This is a genomic window from Paenibacillus sp. B46(2026), from assembly GCF_056786355.1.
In genome coordinates, this window is sequence record NZ_CM165907.1 from 4,459,345 (window position 1) to 4,480,960 (window position 21,616).

General features: G+C 48.9%; 18 protein-coding genes. All 18 read right to left on the reverse strand.

Annotation, left to right across the window (positions count from 1 at the left end; translation table 11 throughout):
• Nucleotides 1–17 precede the first annotated feature (17 nt).
• The 18 genes from AC1S8V_RS19965 to AC1S8V_RS20050 all read right to left on the reverse strand — a co-directional run bounded on the left by AC1S8V_RS19965 (nucleotide 18) and on the right by AC1S8V_RS20050 (nucleotide 21,352).
• Complete coding sequence (locus AC1S8V_RS19965; RefSeq protein ID WP_482070462.1) at nucleotides 18–269, reverse strand: hypothetical protein; 252 nt, start codon at nucleotides 267–269, stop codon at nucleotides 18–20.
• Between the two features lie 3 nt (nucleotides 270–272).
• The gene (gene rpe, locus AC1S8V_RS19970) at nucleotides 273–932 is read right to left on the reverse strand and encodes a ribulose-phosphate 3-epimerase (RefSeq protein ID WP_145322824.1); all 660 of its coding nucleotides are present in this window, start codon (nucleotides 930–932) and stop codon (nucleotides 273–275) included.
• A gap of 1 nt (nucleotide 933) precedes the next feature.
• Nucleotides 934–1,842 (reverse strand): ribosome small subunit-dependent GTPase A, encoded by a 909-nt coding sequence (gene rsgA / locus AC1S8V_RS19975; RefSeq protein WP_482070463.1) that lies wholly within the window; start codon nucleotides 1,840–1,842, stop codon nucleotides 934–936.
• A gap of 61 nt (nucleotides 1,843–1,903) precedes the next feature.
• Entirely contained in the window at nucleotides 1,904–4,114 is a 2,211-nt protein-coding gene (pknB, locus tag AC1S8V_RS19980) for a Stk1 family PASTA domain-containing Ser/Thr kinase (RefSeq protein WP_482070464.1), read from the reverse strand.
• Nucleotides 4,111–4,887 (reverse strand): Stp1/IreP family PP2C-type Ser/Thr phosphatase, encoded by a 777-nt coding sequence (locus AC1S8V_RS19985; protein ID WP_145322830.1) that lies wholly within the window; start codon nucleotides 4,885–4,887, stop codon nucleotides 4,111–4,113. The genes pknB and AC1S8V_RS19985 overlap by 4 nt, the downstream gene beginning before the upstream one ends.
• Nucleotides 4,888–4,894: 7 nt before the next feature.
• Entirely contained in the window at nucleotides 4,895–5,935 is a 1,041-nt protein-coding gene (rlmN, locus tag AC1S8V_RS19990) for a dual-specificity RNA methyltransferase RlmN (RefSeq protein WP_062836114.1), read from the reverse strand.
• A 253-nt stretch (nucleotides 5,936–6,188) separates the two neighbouring features.
• Nucleotides 6,189–7,691, reverse strand: a complete 1,503-nt coding sequence (gene rsmB, locus AC1S8V_RS19995) for a 16S rRNA (cytosine(967)-C(5))-methyltransferase RsmB (protein WP_482070465.1) — start codon at nucleotides 7,689–7,691, stop codon at nucleotides 6,189–6,191.
• Nucleotides 7,688–8,641 carry a methionyl-tRNA formyltransferase gene (fmt, locus tag AC1S8V_RS20000; protein WP_482070466.1) on the reverse strand — a complete coding sequence of 318 codons (954 nt, stop codon included), beginning with the start codon at nucleotides 8,639–8,641 and terminating at the stop codon, nucleotides 7,688–7,690. Before fmt ends, rsmB begins: the two co-directional genes overlap by 4 nt.
• A 12-nt stretch (nucleotides 8,642–8,653) precedes the next feature.
• Nucleotides 8,654–9,142, reverse strand: coding sequence for a peptide deformylase (gene def / locus AC1S8V_RS20005; RefSeq protein WP_145322836.1), 489 nt, complete (start codon nucleotides 9,140–9,142; stop codon nucleotides 8,654–8,656).
• Between the two features lie 117 nt (nucleotides 9,143–9,259).
• Nucleotides 9,260–11,809 (reverse strand): primosomal protein N', encoded by a 2,550-nt coding sequence (gene priA, locus AC1S8V_RS20010; RefSeq protein WP_482070467.1) that lies wholly within the window; start codon nucleotides 11,807–11,809, stop codon nucleotides 9,260–9,262.
• 3 nt (nucleotides 11,810–11,812) lie between these two features.
• A complete protein-coding gene (gene coaBC / locus AC1S8V_RS20015) occupies nucleotides 11,813–13,048 on the reverse strand; it encodes a bifunctional phosphopantothenoylcysteine decarboxylase/phosphopantothenate--cysteine ligase CoaBC (RefSeq protein ID WP_482070468.1) in 1,236 nt (411 codons plus the stop codon).
• 138 nt (nucleotides 13,049–13,186) lie between these two features.
• Complete coding sequence (gene rpoZ / locus AC1S8V_RS20020) at nucleotides 13,187–13,399, reverse strand: DNA-directed RNA polymerase subunit omega (RefSeq protein WP_036614619.1); 213 nt, start codon at nucleotides 13,397–13,399, stop codon at nucleotides 13,187–13,189.
• Between the two features lie 157 nt (nucleotides 13,400–13,556).
• Nucleotides 13,557–14,129 carry a guanylate kinase gene (gene gmk, locus AC1S8V_RS20025; RefSeq protein WP_017687445.1) on the reverse strand — a complete coding sequence of 191 codons (573 nt, stop codon included), beginning with the start codon at nucleotides 14,127–14,129 and terminating at the stop codon, nucleotides 13,557–13,559.
• Between the two features lie 13 nt (nucleotides 14,130–14,142).
• Nucleotides 14,143–14,403, reverse strand: a complete 261-nt coding sequence (gene remA, locus AC1S8V_RS20030; protein WP_006209218.1) for an extracellular matrix/biofilm regulator RemA — start codon at nucleotides 14,401–14,403, stop codon at nucleotides 14,143–14,145.
• 51 nt (nucleotides 14,404–14,454) lie between these two features.
• On the reverse strand, nucleotides 14,455–15,354 hold the full coding sequence (locus tag AC1S8V_RS20035) for a YicC/YloC family endoribonuclease (RefSeq protein ID WP_336763573.1): 900 nt from the start codon (nucleotides 15,352–15,354) through the stop codon (nucleotides 14,455–14,457).
• A gap of 19 nt (nucleotides 15,355–15,373) precedes the next feature.
• Nucleotides 15,374–17,263 carry a bifunctional homocysteine S-methyltransferase/methylenetetrahydrofolate reductase gene (locus AC1S8V_RS20040; RefSeq protein ID WP_482070469.1) on the reverse strand — a complete coding sequence of 630 codons (1,890 nt, stop codon included), beginning with the start codon at nucleotides 17,261–17,263 and terminating at the stop codon, nucleotides 15,374–15,376.
• A gap of 214 nt (nucleotides 17,264–17,477) precedes the next feature.
• A complete protein-coding gene (gene dapF, locus AC1S8V_RS20045; protein WP_482070470.1) occupies nucleotides 17,478–18,311 on the reverse strand; it encodes a diaminopimelate epimerase in 834 nt (277 codons plus the stop codon).
• A gap of 182 nt (nucleotides 18,312–18,493) precedes the next feature.
• Nucleotides 18,494–21,352 carry a calcium-translocating P-type ATPase, SERCA-type gene (locus AC1S8V_RS20050; RefSeq protein WP_482070471.1) on the reverse strand — a complete coding sequence of 953 codons (2,859 nt, stop codon included), beginning with the start codon at nucleotides 21,350–21,352 and terminating at the stop codon, nucleotides 18,494–18,496.
• Nucleotides 21,353–21,616: the final 264 nt, after the last annotated feature.

A 21,616-nucleotide genomic window follows, 5' to 3' on the forward strand; every position in this document is an offset into this window, starting at 1 on the left:
CCCGAAGATCAGGTCATTTACGTTTCGGAAGGAATATATTGATAGACAGCGATCATGAAAACACTCAGTACATAATACAGTATGCTGAATATGACAAAAGTAACCCGATGTCCCGTTCGATCAAATTTGCGGAAATACATAATAACAACGCCCACCCCGATCAATGACGTAATGGCATTATACGGGGATTGAATAACCGCAAACAAAGCAAGCACAAGTCCCGTCGCAAGACTCGCAGCCATCGTCCACAGCGTTTCCTTAAGGGTCATAGATTAGCCCTCGTAGCTACGGCGAATTTCAGTAATCGCAGCAGCACGATCCTCACGGCCAAATACAGCACTTCCGGCAACGAGTACATCTGCTCCAGCTTCCACCACAAGCGGGGCTGTGTCGGCAGCAATCCCGCCGTCTACTTCGATATGTACATCATGGCGTCCCTTTTCATTCAACCAGGTACGAATCTGCTTGATTTTGTTCATGGTACCCGAGATAAATGCCTGTCCGCCAAAACCAGGATTTACTGTCATGACCAGAACCATGTCAACATCATCAAGAACTTCCAGAATGGCACTAGCTGGCGTTCCCGGATTAAGGGCAACCCCTGCCTTCACTCCCTGCTCCTTGATCAGATGAATAACCCGGTGCAGATGCACACAAGCCTCAGCATGAACGGTGATTACTGCTGCACCCGCTTTGGCAAATTCCTCAACATAACGCTCCGGATTCTCAATCATCAAATGTACATCGAGCGGCAAGCTTGTATGTGGAGCGATCGCCTTCACAATCGCAGGTCCAAGCGTAATATTAGGGACGAAATGACCGTCCATAACGTCAACATGAATCCAGTCTCCTCCTGCAGCTTGGGCTTCTGCTACTTCCGCACCAAGTCGGGCAAAATCAGCTGATAATATCGATGGGGCAATTTTAATCATGTTAATACCTCCGCTTCTTATCTTTCATTTCGGTCAGGAACAGCACATAGTGCTGATATCGGCTTTCGGAGATTAGACCTTCCTCCTTGGCCGCAAGCACACGACAGCCTGGTTCATGTGTATGGGTACAGCCTCGGAACTTGCACTGATCTGCAAACTGGGCAAATTCCCGGAAACAAGTAGAGAGTTCCTCCACACCGATCTCCAGGAAGTCCAGTTGGCTGAATCCCGGCGTATCTGCGACGAACCCGCCATTATCCAGGGGTATAAGTTCCACGTGTCTGGTGGTATGTTTCCCTCGTCCGAGACGCATGCTGATCGCATTTGTCTCCAGCGTCAGGCCCGGCATCAATGCATTTAACATCGAAGACTTGCCTACACCCGATTGTCCGGAGAATACGCTGATCTTACCAGCCAGACGGTCTCTGAGCAATTCACTGCCTTCACCGGTACGTGAACTTGTCGAGATTACTTCGTAACCCACCTGTTCATACAATGCCTTCACTTCAGCAATGGTATCTTTGGCTGGATCTGCCAAATCCAGTTTGGTCAACACAATGAGTGCATCCAGCCCCGCCTGCTCGATGTGAACAAGGAACTTGTCCAACAGATTCAGGTTCATATCCGGTTCCTTCACAGAGAACACGAGAACAGCCAAACTTACATTGGCTACAGGAGGACGGATAAGTTCCGTCTCACGCTTCCGAATTTCATCTACCGTTCCTTCTCCGTTCTCAGTCAACATGTAGCTGACGCGATCACCTACAAGCGGTGATGTTCCCCGCTTTCTGAAGATACCTCTGGCTCTGCATTGAACGGCGGAACCTTCAACCGAAGGAGCCCCGTTGTCTTCCACTGGCATGACATAATAGTAACCGCTTAGCGCTTTAACGATGATACCTTCTGGCATAGCTCCGTCGCCCTCCTTTAGATGGTGGTACATTTACTCCAGACGCCAGCATAAGCCGCCCTTATGGACGGCTTGATGCGTTAACGACTTCCGTTTTCTTTTCTTTTCCTTTGCCATGACCTTTATCGTTATTCATGGCAGAGGTATCTTCCTCTTCACCGTCACCCTCACCATCTGCCGGTGTAGACTCAGGCTCACCCTCCTGGTTCGGGTCAACACTGCCTTCTTCACCACTACCTACACCCGGATCAGGCTCATTCTCTGGCGGTGGTTGTGTGCTTTGTTCCGGGTCAATGGAAGGTACACTCACTGTTCCGTTTTTGGCTTCACTGTAGGAGACAAGATACGTGTCCAGGAACTGTCCATCTCGATACACGGACACAGCCCCATTTTCATTTGGAGCGAGCACAAGGGGAATAGTCAGCGTCTGGGTTGAATTGACGGTGCGAGTTCCCCATTCCTGATTCTTGCCGCGTGCATCTTCATACGTGATACGGATTTTACTGTTTTTGCCCTCTTCTTTGGGTGATACATTAATATCAAAAGGGTATTGCAGCGCTTCAGGTGGATAACCTGTACTGATAAAGATCGTAATCTTATCACCAGGACTCACCTCTGTGCCCGCTTCCACAGGCCATTGCTGCGTCACTTTGCCCTTTTCTATCGTATAACTTGGTTCTTCCTGCACCTGAGCAAGTTCCAGTCCAGCAGATTTAAGCTTTTCTTCAGCTTCACTGCGGGTATGGTTTTTCAGATCAGGCATTTTGACCGTCTCAGTACCTTTACTTATGATTAACTCAATCTGAACTATAGCAGGATCGAATTCCTCATTGACGCCAGGTGTCTGGGAAATTACAGTACCTGAAGCCACATCATTGGAGAAATCATCTTTCCGCTGAATCTGATCTTCCTTAATACCAAGCTTAGTCAATTTCTTGACAGCCTCATCATAAGTCTCTTGTTTGACATCAATCATCTTCACCAGTTCTTTTTCTGCACCAACACTGATCTGGACCTCGGAACCTTCTTTGACGACATCGCCTTCTTTTCTGCTCTGGTCAAAGACAATACCGGGTTCGACATCTTCCTGGTAGAGACGGATGACCTCATCACTGACGACGAGTCCCTTCTCCTCGAGCATTTCCCGAGCCTTTTCTTCCGTCTGGGTGATCACGTTAGGTACGGTAACTTCAGGTACAACCAGCATACCCTTGACATACCATACAACGCCCACCATGGCGATTAGAATAAGAACAGTCAAAGAAATGAGCAATGTTGGCTTCTTCCAGTTCTTAGCTTTCGATTTACCCTTGCCTGCTTCATCGTCAGACTCCATCACAGGCACTGCACCCGTCGATGTGACTCCGCGCGGTTCAGGCTTGATGGCTGGCATAACGCGAGTCTGGTCTATATCATCCTCATCCGGAAAATCAATCTTCGTTTCATTGCGTCTCTCCGGCATCAGGCAAGTTTCCAGATCGGTCTGCATTTCTTTGGCTGACTGATAACGTTCCTGCGGATTTTTGCGCATCGATTTCAGAATGACATTTTCCACACTTTGCGGAATCAATGGATTGAATTTGCGTGGTTCATCGAACTCTTCCTGCAAATGCTTCAACGCCACACTGATTGGACTTTCCCCCAAAAACGGAAGTTGCCCAGTCAGCATTTGGTACAGTACGATCCCAAGAGAATATAAGTCCGATTTTTCGCCAGTAACGATGCCTTTGGCATGCTCCGGTGAGAAGTAATGTACAGAACCGACTACGGAACCTGTCTGCGTAATCGTTGTAGATGTAACGGCACGAGCGATCCCGAAATCCGTTACTTTCACACGGCCATTCCGGCCAATTAATATATTATGGGGTTTGATATCCCGATGAATGATTTGATTATGATGTGCATGATCGAGCGCATCTGCGATCTGGGAAGCAATTCTCACCGACTCGTCCACCTGCAGAGGCGCACGTTCTTTAATGATTTCATTCAGGTTTTTGCCTTCCACATACTCCATGACAATATAATGAACGTCATCTTCCTGTCCCACGTCATAAATACTGACTACATTGGGATGAGAAAGTGAGGCTGCCGATTGTGCTTCCCTGCGGAAACGGCGAATAAACTCTTCGTCATGCACAAATTGCTGTCTAAGGACTTTGATCGCTACATTCCGGTTCAGCAGAAGATCCTGGGCTTTGTACACGAGAGCCATGCCGCCACCCCCGACTCGCTCAATCACTTCATATCGTCCGCCTAGCTGGTGCCCAATCATGACTCACACCCCGTTTCCGTATCCACGGAACCTTCCTTCTGCAACTCGAACAATGCAACCGTGATGTTATCGTCTCCACCAGCAAGTAAAGCCAACTGAAGCAGTCGGTCTGCACGATCTTCCAATGCCAGTTCCTGATTGCCGGCAACCTGAATAATCTGCTCATTGCTAACCAGGTTACTGAGACCGTCACTGCACAGGAGAAGAACTTCGCCTTCCTCCAGCTTAACGGTATCCAGATCCACCTTCACTTCGGCATCTGTTCCAAGCGCACGAGTCAGCACGTTGCGACGTGGATGATGAGACACATCCTCTTTACTGATCTGGCCGTTTTTGAACAATTCATTCACCAGTGTATGGTCCTCGGTCAGCTGGATCACAGCTTTGTTCGCAATTTTGTAAGCTCTGCTATCACCGATGTGTCCAATAACACCTTCCGTATCGTTCAATAACGCTGCAACCACCGTTGTTCCCATGTTGTGGTACTTGTCATCTGTAGATGCCGTGCGGAATATGACTTCGTTGGCATGCAAAATAGCGTCGCTGAGAGCTGCAGACAGAGACGCATGCGACAGACCTGGTTCCAGCGTTCCCAGATCGTGCACCAACGTCTCCACTGCCAAGCGGCTTGCCGTATCCCCTGCAAGATGTCCACCCATGCCATCGGCAACAATACCCAGAATATATCCTGTATCGAGATTACGAATCCAGGCTGAATCTTCATTCACCGAACGCACCCGTCCGATATGGCTCACATGAACTGTTTTGATCAAAACGTTCTCACCTCAACTCCATATGCTTTGCACGAAGCTGACCGCAAGCGGCAGCAATATCATGTCCCTGTTCACGACGAATGGTTACATTAACACCCTGTTCCGAGAGAATCTTCTGAAAATTGAAAATATCGCTTCTCGATGTTCTTACATACTTGCGTTCAGGAACATGGTTAACCGGAATCAGATTCACGTGGCACAACATGTTCTTAAGCACGCTTGCCAGTTCTGCTGCATGCTCTGGCTGGTCGTTCACCCCACCAATGAGTGCATATTCAAACGTAATTCTCCGACCTGTTTTGGCCAGATAATAACGAAGGGACTCCATCACATCTTCAAAAGGAAAACGACGGTTAACCGGCATCAATTTCGAACGCAGTGCATCATTGGGTGCATGGATCGAAATGGCGAGGTTAATCTGTGTATCTTCATCTGCAAACTTGTAGATGTTCGGAACAATTCCGCTCGTTGAAACCGTGATGTGACGCTGACCAATGTTCAGTCCTTTTTCATGAATCATAATGCGCAAGAAAGTCATCGTTGCTTCATAATTTTCGAACGGTTCACCCGAACCCATGATCACGATGCTGCTGACACGCTCGCCGCGTTCATCAAGAATTTTCTGAGCCTGCACAACCTGGGCAACAATCTCCCCAGCCGTAAGGTTACGCTTGAGTCCACCCAATGTGGACGCACAGAACGTACAACCAATACGACATCCAACCTGTGTGGTTACACAGATACTGTTTCCGTAGTTATGCTTCATGATTACTGTCTCAATGGCATGATCGTCATGAAGACCAAAGAGGAATTTAACGGTTCCATCCTTGGATTCAAACTTTGTAATTTCCTTAAGCGTTACAAATTCAAATTGCTCTGTCAGTTTTTCACGCAATGGCTTGGACAGATTCGTCATTTCACTGAAATCATTCACGCGTTTTACATAAATCCAGTCAAATATTTGACCACCGCGAAACGCCGGCTCCCCGTTCTCAACAGCCCATTGCTGCAGTTCTTCCAGGGAATAATCATATATAAAAGGTTTCATTTTGTTGTCAACACCTATTCCTTCTTTTCTTTTCGTTGGCTTCCTTCATTTCGTTTCATTCGTCCTATTCTATCACAAAGACCACTTTACATCCATGTATACCCTTGATATCAGTACTTCATGCATTATAACACCTCAATGCGACCATCGCACCCTGCCATCACTTTTCTCTGACCATAATCTTCAAGTCACATCACAAAGAAATCCGCCGAAGTTCCCCTCGGCGGTCATCCTTCCGTGCTCTATTAAACTGTTATTCCGCTGTTTTTGTCAACCGTGCGATGAAAAATCCGTCGCTGTGAGCGTATTGTGGCAAAATCTGAACGCCACCATTGACGACCTTCAAGTTCACTGTCTCCGCTTCGGACCAGACGGACGTTTCCGCTGGACGATATTCCGGATGTCGGTTCAAGAAGTCTGCAACCATAACCTCATTCTCGGCAGGTTCAATGGTACACGTACTGTAAACCAGAATCCCGCCTGGTTTTAACAACGGCGCAACCCGATCAAGCAGTTCACGTTGCAGGTTGGAGATATCTTCAATATCTTTCGCGGTTTTGGTCCATTTCACATCCGGTTTGCGGCGAATAACACCCAGACCGGAACATGGTGCATCCAGCAAAATGCGGTCAAACGACGCTTCCGGGTACCGCTCGTTCAGATCAAGAGCATCTCCAGTTACAGCATCGATACAGCTCAGACCGAGACGCTCCGCCTGATCCAGGATCAGCTGGCGCTTGTGAGCATGTACATCGTTCGCTACAATACGACCGCGATCGTGCATTTTCTCAGCCATGTGAGCTGTTTTACCCCCTGGCGCTGCGCAGCAATCCAATACGAGTTGGTCTTCTTCCGGCGCAACTGCTTCAGCGACGAGCATGGAACTTTCGTCCTGTACAGAGAACAATCCATCCCGATACCAGGACGTTAGAGCCATGTTTCCGCCACTACGTACAAGAATACCATCTGAACTCAGGCGAGAAGCTTCAACAACTGCACCTGTGCTGCTCATTTCATGCATCAGTTTCTCCCGTGTGGTCATCGTAGTGTTGACCCGAACACTCACCGCTGGCGGCTCATTATTCGCACGACAGATGGCTTCCGCGGTCTCCTCGCCGTACTGGGCAATCCAGCGTTCAACCATCCATAACGGGTGAGAATGCTCCAGTGAAATACGCTCGGCAACGGGCAGATGTTCTGGAATACGAAGTTCATCCCGATTGCGGATCATATTACGCAGCACACCATTCACCATGCCCGAGATTCCCTGATGGCCCAGTTTCTTCGCCAGATTGACCGCTTCGCTCACCACGGCATGCTCCGGAATACGATCCAGGTATATCATCTGATATACGCTGATTCGCAGCAGGCTACGAACCCAAGGTTGCAGTTTGGATACTCCTTTGGCGACGTAACGTTCCAGATAATAATCAAGTGTATTCAATCTGGCGATTGTTCCATACACCAATTCGGTAGCTAGTCCTGCATCCGCGGGGCTTAAATCCGCCTCTTTCAGACGACGGTTCAACTCCAGATTACTGTATGCCCCATCTTGCTCAACAGCACTGAGAACCTTCACTGCCAAGGCACGAGCAGAAGTTTTCGGTTTCTGGGAGCGAGATGTACCATTTGCAGACGCATTTCCAGCACCACCCGATTTACCCGAATTCGGACGGCGGTTTCCTTCGCGCCCGGATGCATTTCCTGGGGCTTTATGACCTTTTCCCGACGAACGACCCGGTGTGTTACCGCTCATCGCAGCACCATTCCAGGTTTCAGTGTACCGCCACGGGCAAAGTCAACGGCTTGCATCACCTTTTTACCTGCAGGTTGCACTTCAGTCAACCAGAGAGACCCATTGCCTGTGCAAACTTCAATACCTGCCTTGTTCAACTGCAGTACCGTTCCCGGCTCTGCTTGTCCAGCATCCGAAGAAGTTGCCAGATCCACCTGATCGGGGTTAGCCGCAGCCCAGATTTTGAAGACTTGATCATCCCACATCGTAAAAGCACCCGAGAACGGCACCAGACCACGGATTTGATTGAACAATTCGCGTGATGTACGACTCCAGTCCATCTTCTCGTCTTCCCGAGTCAGATTGCGAGCATACGAAGCCTCGGCATCATCCTGAGGGACAGCCGTTGTTTCCCCTGCGATCAATCGTGGCATTTCAGCCTGAAGCAGTTTAGAACCAGCCTCACTTAATTTATCAAACATCGATCCTGATGTATCTTCATCCGTAATCGGCAGTTCCACACGCGAGATCATATCTCCGGTATCCAGGCCTTCAGCCATATACATCAATGTGACTCCTGTCACGGATTCTCCGTTAATAATGGACCGTTGGATCGGGGCTCCTCCGCGATATTTCGGTAAAAGAGAGCCATGCACGTTCACACAACCACGAACAGGCATATCCAGCACGGCTTTGGGCAGAATCTGTCCAAAGGCCGCGGTCACGATCAGATCCGGCTTCCATTCAGCCAAGCGGGCTACCGCTTCCGGATCACGCAATTTAACAGGTTGAAACACCGGCAGACCGTGGCGTTCTGCCGCGGCCTTAACCGGTGTTGGCGTAAGTACTTTTTTGCGTCCCTGTGGTTTATCAGGCTGAGTCACCACACCCACCACGTGGTATCCCTCTGCAATCAGCATATCGAGAGAAGGAACTGCAAATTCAGGTGTTCCCATAAAAACAATATTCAAATCGATCACTCCTTAATTACGACGCGGTCCCGTTTGATCGGCTGCAATTTCGTACACTTTCTCGGCGATATCCGTAAAGAGTACGCCATCCAGATGATCAATCTCATGCTGGAATGCACGGGACAGCAAGCCACTACCCGTAATAATCAACTCTTTGCCTTCACGATCCAGACCTTTGACCGTAACGGTCTCAAAACGGCGAACGTCACCATTAATTCCAGGGATACTCAGACAACCTTCCGGTCCGAATTGCTCTCCCTCACTTGCAATGATCTCCGGGTTAATCATCTTGATCAGCCCTTGCTCATCACCTGCGTCAATTACGATCAGACGTTTCAAAATGCCGACCTGTGGTGCCGCAAGACCCACACCTTCCGCATCGTACATGGTGTCAGCCATATCATCCAGCAATTTTTGTACGTTTGGTGTAATTTTGGTTACTTCTTTGGCTCTCTTGTGGAGCACCTCATCTGGTTCTTGAACGATAATGCGAATCGACATGTTGTAAGCACCTTCCTAATCCTCATCATAATTTCAGGACGATATCTGTATTTTTGGGGTATTCATTTTTAATCTATGTTTATACCGCTTGTTTACATCCGCATTGCTGCAAAATGCTTACATTAACATTTGCGGGTCTACATCCAGACTAATGAGTAGTTTTTGCGCCTGAACATCCTCATCCATGCGCCGGGCTGTTGACAGAGCAAGTCCTATGGCGTCTACATCCCCCCGCCATTTTATCATACATTGGAATCTGTATCTATTCTTGATCCGTGGAATCGGGGACGCTACCGGCCCCAGCACATCAAAGGCATCATTGCTGAAACGATCCAGACTGCCCAGCCATCCGGCTGCGTTAGCCTTCTCCTTTAGGATTCGCGTGTAGTTCTCGGCAAGGCGTATCAATACCGGAAGCTGCTCATGTGAAAAGGTCACCAGAATCAGGCGACAGTAAGGTGGATATTGCAAATTGCGACGGTGCAATAGTTCCTCACGTACAAACGACACATAGTCATGCTGACTCGCATGCCCAATGGAGTAATGCTCCGGCGTATAGGACTGGACAAACACTTCACCAGGCAATTGGTGCCGACCGGCTCGGCCAGCTACCTGTGTTAGCAGTTGAAACGTTTTTTCGGCAGCACGAAAATCAGGTAAATTCAGTGCTGAATCCGCTGTTATGACCCCAACCAGGGTTACATCTGGGAAATCAAGTCCCTTCGCAACCATCTGGGTGCCCAGCAATACGTCCGCCTTTTTCTCACGAAACTGTTTCAGCAGCTTCTCGTGAGCCCCTTTTTCGGTTGTCGTATCCACATCCATCCGAATGACCCGAATACCCGGAAAGAGCTTCGCAAGCTCTTCCTCGACCCGTTGTGTACCTGTACCAAAGTATCGAATATGCTCACTTCCACAATCCGGACACACTTCAGGAGCCGCTTCCGCATATCCGCAGTAATGACAACGGAGATTATTGGAGCGCTGATGGTACGTCAATGAAATATCACATTCGGGACAGCCTGCCACATATCCACAACTTCGGCACATGACAAAGGTCGAATACCCACGGCGATTTAGCAGAAGCACCGTCTGTTCACCACGTTCCAAACGCTCCTCCAGCCCTTTATGCAAAGCCCTGCTGAACATGGAGCGGTTGCCATCCTTTAACTCTTCACGCATGTCAACGATTCGCACTTCAGGCAACTTGTTCCCCAGTGCCCGAGTTGGCATCTCCAGCAAGAGTGGTGCAAAATCGTCGTTACTTTGCGAGCGTGCAGCATAATAACTTTCCAGTGAAGGTGTCGCTGAACCCAGAACGACCACGGCCTGGTGCTGCTGTGCTCTTTTTACCGCTACATCCCGGGCATGATATTTCGGTGTTTCCTCCTGTTTGTAGGAAGTCTCGTGTTCTTCATCCATAATGATCAGTCCAAGCCGACTGAACGGAGCAAATACGGCTGAACGTGCCCCAATCGCAACCTTCACCTGGCCCTCACGGATCTTGCGCCATTCATCATAACGTTCACCGCCAGACAAACGACTGTGCATGACCGCAACTTGGTCGCCGAACCGCCCTTTAAAGCGCTCTACCATCTGTGGTGTCAATGCAATCTCGGGCACCAGTACGATGGCCTGCCGATCCTGTTCAATGCATTGTTGAATGGTTTGAAGATAGACTTCCGTCTTGCCACTACCCGTGACACCATGTAGCAAAAATACCCCGTGGCGCTGTTCCTGCAATCGGCCATTGATACTGTCATAGACATGTTTTTGCTCATCGGTCAGAACCAGTGGTTCAGTCGCTTTGAACTTCCTGCCCTGATAAGGGTCACGAAAGACCTCAACGTCCTCGGTGACGATCAATCCCTTTTCCTCAAGCCCCTTAATCGTTGCGGCTGATACCTGCAGTGTAGATAACACTTCTTTCATCGGCATGGGCAGCAGCTCTTTCATTTCCAGCAAAAAAGCCAGAATCTCCTTCTGCCGCTGTGCTTTCGCCGGGAATGAAGCAAGTGCTTCCTGAGCAGCAGCAATATCTACAGCCAGATCAACGGACTTCATCGTTTTTTTATTCAACTTGTCCTTGATGGCCTGACTCTCCAGCAGCACGCCACCAAGCAATAGTTTCTTGATTAGTGCAGCATGATTGGGATATTTTCGACTCAGTTGTTGCAGCGGTACCTGACCCCTACTTTTGACAAAACGGATGATATCCTGCTGCACTTTCTCATTCGTAGACTCTTCTCCCCAAACAAATAACACCTCATCATCCGGCTGTGCACCTGCCATCTGTCCGTCCAGTGCATCTCCCAGCGAGATGTATCGCTCTGCTTTCCCTTTCAATGCCGTCGGCACCATCACCTGCAATGACAAAATCCGGTTACTGGCATAACGTCCACTCATCCATTCGGCCAACTCAACCAAATCCTTTGATAATGGGGGAACAATGTCCAGCAATTCCTGGATCTGTTTTAGCCTGAATGTTTCCTCCCCGGTACGCGGCACAAGATCAATCACGAATCCCTGCACCGTCCGATGACCAAAAGGTACACCCACCCGGCTGCCAATCTCGATCCATTCCCTCATCGATTCAGGTACCAGGTAATCAAATGGCCGGTCTGTTTCCTTCACGGGAACATCGACAATGACCTTGGCAATCTCCATATCCTAATTCCTCCCGGCAATGCGCTCCGCCGCAATCTGGAGCAACCGATGGGCCACATTGTCCTTGGCCATCACTTGAAGCTCCTCCACCAAACCTTCCCGGTCATAGATATGTACCGCGTTGGTGTCTGTTCCAAATCCTGCACCCGTGCGGGTTACGTCATTGGCTACGATCAGATCACAATTTTTCCGTTCCAATTTCTCACGTGCATACATCTCAACCGACTGAGTCTCCGCAGCAAAACCAATCAAAAACTGATGGGTTTTCTGTTTGCCCAGCGTTTCAAGAATATCTATATTTTTAACAAGTTCGAGCGACAGCGTGTCGCCTTTCTTCTTGATCTTCTCGGTGTAAACTTCCTTTAGGCGATAATCGGCAACAGCCGCCGCTTTAACCACGATATCAGCATCATCCCACTCGCGTGTTACGGCTTCATACATATCCTGTGCTGACTGTACAGGGATCAACTCGACGTTCTCCGGTGGCTTGGCTTGCGTATTGCCCATAACCAATTTCACATCTGCCCCCAGATCACGTGCAGCTGCGGCGATCGCAAATCCCATTTTGCCAGACGAATCGTTCGTAATGTAGCGTACTGGGTCAATGCGCTCAATCGTACCTCCAGCCGTAACGACAACCTTCTTGCCTTGTAACAATGAAGCTTGTCCCTGACGAATTCGGTCTGCAGATTCACGCTGTTCAAAGAAACGTTCTACCACATCCACAATGGTCTCCGGTTCTTCCAGACGCCCCTTGCCTACATATCCACACGCAAGCAGACCTTCACCTGGCTCAATCATCATGGCACCCCGTTCAACAAGCAGGTTCATATTATGCTGTACAGCCGGATGATCATACATATGTACATTCATCGCTGGGGCAATCATGACAGGGGCTGTCGTGGCAAGAAGAGTCGTTGAGAGCATATCATCTGCCATGCCATGCGCCATCTTGGCAATCACATTGGCTGTAGCCGGGGCAACCAGAACAAGATCAGCCAAATCAGCCAGATGAATATGGGATACAACTGTTGGCTCACGTTCATCAAATGTATCGGTATATACGGTGTTTCGGGTCAACGTTTGCAGCGTTAATTCGGTAATAAACTGTGTAGCGGAAGCTGTCATAATCACATGAACATCCGCTCCCTTTTGCACCAGTCTGCTGCATAATGTTGCCGCTTTGTAAGCGGCTATGCCGCCTGTCACACCAAGCACGATTTTTTTACCGTTCAACATGTTTATTTCCCCCGATATTTATACGACGTCTAATGAAGATTCCGTTAAAATATGCTTATTCGTAAAAAAATAACAACCTCGCGGTTGTCAATTAATCCGGCTTACGCCTTATGCAGTTGAAGAGCAGCCGCAGGCGGCTTACTCTTCTTCTTCGTCCTGTCCTTTGATGACAACGAGCAGGTCTCCATAGATTTCTTCCAGTGCAACGCCAACTTGTTTATGGGATCTCGCACCTCTTAAATCCGTTTTTTCACCTTCACGTAGCTGTCTAGCCCGGCGGGAAGCAGCAACAACAAGGGAATACTTGCTGTCGACTTTGTTCATCATTTCATCAATAGAAGGATACAGCATATTAACAAACACCTCTTCACATTAGTATAATCGCAAGTTGCCGCCTGACAGAACTGATGTGGCATGTCTTCACATTCGGGCATTCCGAGAAGGACTGCTTCAATACATGATATGACAACTGCCCCACTTATATCGCATTCTGCAGCGGCAAAAGGGATTATTTATTGATCTTACAATGTTCGGCGATTATGATGCTTTCTATTCTCTTGCACGCCAAATCAATTTCATCATTAACAACAGCATAATCATACTGCTCCAGCAGACTGATCTCATCAACCGCTACGGACATCCGGTGATCAATGGTCGCTTGGCTTTCGGTACCACGGCCCTGAATACGATCTTTCAGCTCGTCCAATGAAGGAGGAAGCAGGAAAACAAAGATCCCTTCCGGGAATTTCTCTTTCACTTTTAACGCGCCTTGAACCTCAATCTCCAGAATGATGTCGCGGCCTTCGTTAATCGTTTTCTCCACAAAATCACGCGGTGTTCCGTAATAATTACCAACATACTCCGCATGTTCCAACAATTGATCTTCAGCAATCATGTTCTGGAACTCTTCATGACTTCTGAAGAAATAGTTCACACCATGTTCTTCACCCAGACGAGGCTGACGGGTTGTCGCCGATACAGAATAGATCAATTCCGGCACCCGTTTGCGCAAAGCGCTGCATACAGTACCCTTCCCGACCCCAGATGGGCCGGACAACACTACCAGTAATCCCTTAGACATATTACACTCCATTTTATTCGTCGTTATCATCATCTTTCGAAGAAAGACGATGGGCGACCGTCTCAGGCTGAACTGCAGACAAAATGACATGATCGCTATCCGTAATAATTACGGCACGAGTACGTCTTCCGTACGTTGCATCAATCAGCATGTGACGATCTCTTGCCTCTTGTATAATTCTCTTGATCGGCGCCGATTCCGGACTCACGATGGATATAATCCGGTTCGCCGATACGATGTTACCGAATCCAATGTTAATGAGTTTGATTGCCATAATCAGGTTCTTCCCCCTATACATGCGACTCTTATGCCGAAATTTGGCCGTTCATTCGATATTCGCCGCTTGCTCACGAATCTTCTCCAGCTCCGCCTTCATCTCGACAACACGATTCACCAGAGCCAAATGGTTGGCTTTTGATCCAATCGTATTAACTTCCCGATTCATCTCTTGAATTAGAAAGTCCAACTTACGCCCTACCGGCTCATCACTCTTCAGCAGTTCCCTGCTCTGTCCAAAGTGACTGAGTAGACGTGTAAGCTCCTCTTCTATGTTAGAACGATCGGCAAACATTGCAATTTCCATACCCAATTTATGCTCATCAAAAGGGAAAGAGCCTTCTTCCTGCATTTCCGTAAGCCTCTGCCTTAGCTTGTTGCGGTAATCACTTACCACAGTCGGAGCAAGATCAAGCATCTCGGTATGCAGCGACTCCAGACGGGTAATCCGCCGTTCCAGATCACTGGCCAGATGAAGACCCTCGCGAGCGCGCATCTGCTCAAGGCTGGACAAAGCCTCTTTCAATCCTTCCTGCAGCACTCGCTCCCATTCGTCCTTCTGCTCTTCCGGAATGGAACTTGTCCCATCCGAATGAACCATGACGTCCGGCAGCCCAAGCATATCCACAATACTTGGTTTGCCCTGCATTCCATACTGAGTCTCCAGTTGCTCTGCAGCCTGCAGATAGGCCCTGACCGTCTGTTCATTCAGAACAGCGGGAAGAGCCTGGTCTTCCTCTTTTTCTTTCATTACATAAACATCAATCCGCCCACGTTTCAAACGACCCTGTACGATCTTCCTCAAACCGTCTTCATAATACGTCCACTCTCTTGGCAGACGCATCATCACTTCGCAATAACGATGATTAACAGATTTGATCTCTAATTGTACCTTATAGCCGCCAAAATGAAAGGCGGATTGACCGTATCCGGTCATACTGAATGACATCGGCATCACATCCGTTTTACTATTGTAATTGATTATTAGGGTTGAAACAAGTAGGACATTGATGCTCCGACTTCTCCCATACATATTGAGTCAGTTCGGCCGTCATGCCATAGAACATAAACGGTGTCATGAGATAGATGCCTTTGAAATGGACTGTTGCTACATCCAGCAGTTCTTTGGCAATTTTTACACCCATCGCACGGCCTTCTTCCCCTTCCAGACCCGCCATCCGGGAACGCACTTCATCCGAGAGCTGAATCCCCGGAACCTCGTTGTGCAGATACTCTGCATTCCGTCCACTCGCCAGCGGCATTACACCTACAAAAATGGGCACATCCAGATGTTTGGTCGCTTCGTGCATTGCTACAATCAACTCAGGGTCATAGATCGGTTGTGTCATGATGTAATCTGCGCCAGAGGCAATTTTCTTCTCCAGACGTTGTACAGCTTTATCCAAATATTTCACATTGGGATTAAATGCCGCTCCGATGACAAAACCGGCTTTCTGCTTCAGCGGTTTACCTGAGAAAGCCACTCCATCGTTCAACTGCTTGATCATGCGTATGATTTCAAAAGAAGTCAGATCATATACTGAGCTTGAACCCGGCAGATCACCAAATCTTGCAGGATCTCCTGTTACAGCCAGTACATGATTAATCCCCAAAGCATCAAAACCCATCATGTGTGACTGTGTTCCAATCAGATTCCGGTCACGGCAGGCAATATGCACCAGTGGACGGAGGCCCGTGCGATCCTGAACGAGGTGACCCAGCGCCATGTTGCTCATTCGTGTAACCGCTAAAGAATTATCGGCCAGTGTCAGGGCATCCGCTCCTGCTGCTTTCAGTGTCTCGGCACCTTTCATGAACTTGGCAATGTCCAAATCACGCGGCGGGTCAAGTTCAACAATGACCGTATGACGCTGCTTGACCAGATCAACGATTGTAGGCTGTCCTCCACGTCCAGAACGCTCATCCACATGTTCATGCAACACAATACGCGCTTTGGATTCTGACGGATCGGGCTCCAAAATAGGCGAAGGTACATAGTCAGCGAGCGCCTCTTTCATTGCGGTAATATGATCAGGTGTCGTTCCACAGCAACCGCCGATAATCCGAGCACCCAGTTCAGCAAATTGCACTGCCGTCTGACCAAAGTACTCCGGAGTCGCACCATAACGGAACTGACCATCTACATAATCTGCTGCGCCCGCATTCGGATAGACAGACATTGGGATACCAATACGTCCGGAGACGGTTTCCATGGCACGCATAATTCCGTTTGGACCTGAGCGACAGTTAAAACCAATTACGTCCGCGCCCTGCTCCCGCATAATCCGGAATGCTTCAGGCATTGTATATCCGTCCAGTGTGTGTCCTACATCCTCTACCGCGAACTGTCCAATCACGGGCAGATCACTTAGCTTGCGCGCTTGCAAAAGGGCAATATCCATTTCCTCGATATCATAGAAGGTCTCAAGCAGAATGCCATCCACGCCTTCATCGAGCAGAGCGAAGATCTGTTGTTGATAGAAGCGTTTCAGTTCACTTGTGGACACGTTTGTCCGCTTGCCGCCACGAATAGAGCCTACTGCACCAAGAACATAACCGTTAGCTCCAGCCACCTCTTTGGCAATACGAACACCGGTACGGTTCACATCCTCCACCTTGGACTCCAAACCGAACTTGGACAACTTGTCATAATTGGCAGAGTACGTATTCGTTTCAAATATTTCCGTACCTGCGTCCCGATAACGGCGATGTACTTCCGCCACCACTTCAGGTGAAATCAAGTTTAACTCTTCATATGAAATCCCTACCGGGAATCCCATTTGGTACAGAAACGTTCCCATGGCCCCATCTCCAATGAGAACTCGTTCCTGCATAACTTTGCGCAAATCCGCCTTCATCCCTTTTCCCCCTGCCTAGCTGTGATCATTTTCATACTAATGTAACACAAAAAACGCTAACAAACGAAGAAAAACACAGGTTTTTGATGAGTATCCAGCTCATATGGACTTTCTTGCTATACAGCCCCCAATATGTCTCTGTACAGGAGACACGACCTGTCCTTTTTGACAAAAAAGAGGCCCGCAGGCCTCTTGTGTTACACCATTCACTTGATTATGAAGTAACTCCCTTGAAAACAACTTCAGCAGGTCCAGTCATGTACACATGATTGTCAGCTTCATTCCACTCAATGTGGAGATCCCCACCCTTGAGGCTGATGATGGCTGTACGATCTGTATGTCCATTCAGGACAGAGGATACCAGTGTCGCGCAAGCTCCGGTTCCACAAGCAAGTGTTGGACCCGCTCCGCGTTCCCATACACGCATGTCCACATATCCACGGTCACGAACTGTGGCGAATTCCACATTGATTTTTTTCGGAAACATCGGATGCACTTCAAGAAGTGGGCCCCAAGTTGTGAGGTCAAAATTTACAGCGTCATCTACATAGATAACCGCATGCGGGTTACCCATGGATACGGCAGTGAATTTGAACGCATGTCCATTTGCTTCAATGTAGTGATCAACCACTGGGTTGGCATCCACCGTTGTAGGCACTTGAAGACCGTTTAGGATCGGCTCACCCATGTCGACACGTACCGTTTCCACTTTACCATCACGAATGTTGAGACTCACAGGTTGTACCCCTGCACCAATCGTTTCAATGGTGATCTGCTCCTGGTTCACGTGACCATGATCGTATACATATTTGGACACACAGCGAATGGCATTACCGCATTGCTCTGCTTCCGAACCGTCCGAATTCATGATGCGCATCTGAAAGTCCGCCTTCTCCGAAGGCAGTATATAAACCAGGCCATCCGCACCGATGCCGAAGAAACGGTTACACCATTTCACAGCCAATTCTGCAGCATCTGCCGGAAGCTCCTTTTCACCAAATACAACGATAAAATCATTACCAAGTCCATGCATTTTCGTAAATTCCATAACCTTGCCCACTCCTTTTGGCAGTCTGCTGCCAAAGCTATATTCTTGCTCTTCTACAGGATTACCATAGAAATTCATATTCAACATTTACACAAAAAAGCTATCCTGCAAAATGCCAAAGCTGCCGCTTCGAATCATTTTGAGGATAGCATAACGAAATAGGTAAGGAAAAGGTATTGATTTTATGCTGAAAACTTTGTACTTTTCGGTACGAAGCGGCCAGAACCACCCATGCGGCGGCGGTTACGACGACCACCCCAGACGCTGCCTGCGCCCATAAGGAACGTCGGAATGCCCGCAGCAACGATACAGATCGCCCATTCACGCAAACCCAGCGGTACGGTTTTGAAAATCGGTTGCAACAGTTCAACGTACATCACAACCAGCATCAGTACAACCGATGAAATCACGGCAAGAACCAGATATTTGTTCTGTAGCGGATTCCGGTGGAAGATCGACCGCGAACTGCGGCAGTCAAAGACATGAATAAGCTGCGCCAAAACGAGTGTAGCAAAAGCCACAGATTGTGCCTTGATCAGTTGGCCCGGATTATCCGGTGCAGCCTGAAGGGTAAGCCAGAACGCTCCGAGTGTACATAATCCAATCAATACACCCCGACTGACGATTTTCCAACCCAGTCTACGGGCAAAAATGTTTTCCTTGGCGCCACGGGGTTTGTGTTCCATCAAATCTTTTTCCGGCTGATCTACCCCAAGCGCCATTGCAGGCAAACCATCCGTCACCAGGTTAACCCACAGAATCTGAATAGGCACGAGTGGCAGTGGCAAGCCCATCATCATCGCAAAGAACATTGTTAGAATCTCGCCCACGTTCGATGCCAGCAAATAACGGATAAACTTGCGAATGTTCTCATAGATATTACGGCCTTCTTCAATGGCAGCCACAATGGTTGAGAAGTTATCATCACTCAGAATGAGTGCCGAAGCTTCCTTCGTCACATCTGTGCCTGTAATGCCCATCGCTATGCCGATATCAGCCGCCTTGATCGCCGGAGCATCATTTACCCCATCCCCCGTCATGGCGACGACATGCCCTTTGCGTTGCAACGATTTTACGATGCGAAGCTTATGTTCTGGAGATACCCTTGAGAACACGTAGATGCCCTCTACCTGTTTATCCAGTTGATCGTCTGTCATGCCTGCCAGTTGTTGACCACTTAACGAAGCGCCTCCACGTGGAAGAATACCCAGCTGATGAGCAATGGCTTCTGCCGTTGTTCCATGATCACCTGTGATCATGACGGTACGAATACCCGCTTTGCGGCATGTGGCAATCGCATCTCGCACTTCACGACGCGGCGGATCAATCATACCTGCAAGTCCCACGAATACAAGCTGACTTTCGGCGGCATGTTCGTCTGCCACTTTTTCCTCCGGCCGTACTTCACGGTAGGCCATTCCGAGGACACGCAGTGCGGCTCCGGCCATGCTCTCGTTGGCTGCCATCACTTTCTGTCGCAGTGTTCCAGTGAAAGGCACGACCTTGCCTTCCCACAAAATATAACTGCAGTGTCCGATCAATACATCGGGTGCACCTTTGGTATAGATCATTCGGCCCCCCTGGTGATGAACCAGGACCGACATGCGTTTTCGCTCCGAATCAAACGGAAACTCCTGCTCGCGAGCATACAACTCTTTGAGGCCAGCAGGGGGAAGCCCCATTTTGGAGGACAGTGTGACGAGTGCCCCCTCCGTCGGATCGCCCTTCAGCTCCCAGAATACATTGTCTCGCTTGACCGTTTCTTCTTGGAGATCACCTTTTTTCGTGTTTTTCTTACTTCCCTTTTTGGTATCCTTGCCCTTTTTCTTGTTCCCTAACTCGTTTGCAACACTCTCAACAATACTGGCATTGTTGCAAAGCGCGCTAATCTGGAGCATTCTGCGCAGGGACTGGTCACTCTTCAATTCCACCATTCGACCGTTCTCCAGCATCTGCCCTTCAGGTGCATAACCATCCCCGGTAACCTTGATGCTGCGTCCCTCCAGCCACACATCCGTTACCGTCATCTTGTTCTGAGTGAGCGTACCTGTCTTATCCGAACAGATTACGGATGCACAACCAAGGGTTTCGACGGAAGGCAATTTGCGTACAATGGCTTTTCGTTTGATCATCCGCTGCACGCCAAGGGCAAGTGCAATGGTTACAATGGCCGGCAGACCCTCCGGTATGGCAGCCACCGCGAGGCTGACCCCTGCCAGAAACATGCCAACGGCTGGTTGTCCGTGCAATATCCCTGCGACGACAACCATAATGGTTAATCCCAACGCAACAAAAATCAGAATTTTGCCCAGTTGTTCCAGCCTGTGCTGTAGCGGTGTTTCCTGCTCCTCCGTATTCTGGATCAGATCGGCAATTTTGCCCATCTCCGTCTCCATCCCCGTACGAATGACCACACCTTTGGCTGTGCCACGAGTGACCATGGTACCCATAAAACCAATATTCTTCTGATCGCCAAGTGGAACATCCTCGTCGGCAATCGGAAGGCAATGTTTGCTTACGGGGACCGATTCCCCGGTAAGTGCCGACTCCTCGACATCCAGACTGTTCGTTTGCAGCCAGCGTACATCAGCGGGTATGCGGTCGCCACTCTCTACCATGACAATATCACCAGGTACGAGTTGTTTGGCGGCAAGATGTACTTCCTTGCCTGATCGAAGCACTTTGGCGAGAGGTGCGGACAACTGTTTCAATGCACGTAGAGATCGTTCTGCCCGGAATTCCTGTACAAACCCCAGAATCGCATTCAGTACGATAATGGCCACAATCGTTACCGCATCCAGATACTCACCCAGCAAGCCGGATACCAACGTTGCTCCCATCAACACCAGCACCATAAAATCTTTGAACTGATTCAAGAGCAATGTAATCGGAGAAATACGTTTCCCCTCGCTCAGCTCATTCGAACCGACAGCTTTCCTCTTTTCTGCTGCAGCTTCATCCGTCAATCCTTCCTGCGGGCTGACGCCAAGAGTGTTGCGAAGCTCTTCATCACTTAGTTGATGCCACTTGGTATGTTCCATGCTTCAAGGTTCCCTCCCAGTCTGTATTTCATCTGCTAAATAAGCTCACATGCTTCACCGGCGTGCTGGTCGACAGGCTGCACACTATGCCGGACAAACTACCTGCTCTATATGTATTCGGACAGGTCTGTGATTAGCACCCGCAAGGTGAATCCTTTCCCTGATGGACAGAATAGGCTAGAATAAAAGTCTGCGATGTTCTGCGCAGTACCGATTCCAGCGTTCAACAGGCAAGCAACGAAGAATCTGCAGCCAGTCCTGATT

Excerpts from the sequence above, each read along its gene's own strand:
- AC1S8V_RS20050 (WP_482070471.1), bottom strand. The coding sequence starts at position 21,352 with ATGGAACATACCAAGTGGCATCAACTAAGTGATGAAGAGCTTCGCAAC.
- gmk (WP_017687445.1), bottom strand. The coding sequence starts at position 14,129 with ATGTCTAAGGGATTACTGGTAGTGTTGTCCGGCCCATCTGGGGTCGGG.
- AC1S8V_RS20035 (WP_336763573.1), bottom strand. The coding sequence starts at position 15,354 with ATGTCATTCAGTATGACCGGATACGGTCAATCCGCCTTTCATTTTGGC.
- rpe (WP_145322824.1), bottom strand. The coding sequence starts at position 932 with ATGATTAAAATTGCCCCATCGATATTATCAGCTGATTTTGCCCGACTT.
- rsgA (WP_482070463.1), bottom strand. The coding sequence starts at position 1,842 with ATGCCAGAAGGTATCATCGTTAAAGCGCTAAGCGGTTACTATTATGTC.
- dapF (WP_482070470.1), bottom strand. The coding sequence starts at position 18,311 with ATGGAATTTACGAAAATGCATGGACTTGGTAATGATTTTATCGTTGTA.
- AC1S8V_RS20040 (WP_482070469.1), bottom strand. The coding sequence starts at position 17,263 with ATGAAGGCGGATTTGCGCAAAGTTATGCAGGAACGAGTTCTCATTGGA.
- coaBC (WP_482070468.1), bottom strand. The coding sequence starts at position 13,048 with ATGTTGAACGGTAAAAAAATCGTGCTTGGTGTGACAGGCGGCATAGCC.
- remA (WP_006209218.1), bottom strand. The coding sequence starts at position 14,403 with ATGGCAATCAAACTCATTAACATTGGATTCGGTAACATCGTATCGGCG.
- AC1S8V_RS19965 (WP_482070462.1), bottom strand. The coding sequence starts at position 269 with ATGACCCTTAAGGAAACGCTGTGGACGATGGCTGCGAGTCTTGCGACG.
- def (WP_145322836.1), bottom strand. The coding sequence starts at position 9,142 with ATGTCGATTCGCATTATCGTTCAAGAACCAGATGAGGTGCTCCACAAG.
- pknB (WP_482070464.1), bottom strand. The coding sequence starts at position 4,114 with ATGATTGGGCACCAGCTAGGCGGACGATATGAAGTGATTGAGCGAGTC.
- rpoZ (WP_036614619.1), bottom strand. The coding sequence starts at position 13,399 with ATGCTGTATCCTTCTATTGATGAAATGATGAACAAAGTCGACAGCAAG.
- rsmB (WP_482070465.1), bottom strand. The coding sequence starts at position 7,691 with ATGAGCGGTAACACACCGGGTCGTTCGTCGGGAAAAGGTCATAAAGCC.
- priA (WP_482070467.1), bottom strand. The coding sequence starts at position 11,809 with ATGGAGATTGCCAAGGTCATTGTCGATGTTCCCGTGAAGGAAACAGAC.
- rlmN (WP_062836114.1), bottom strand. The coding sequence starts at position 5,935 with ATGAAACCTTTTATATATGATTATTCCCTGGAAGAACTGCAGCAATGG.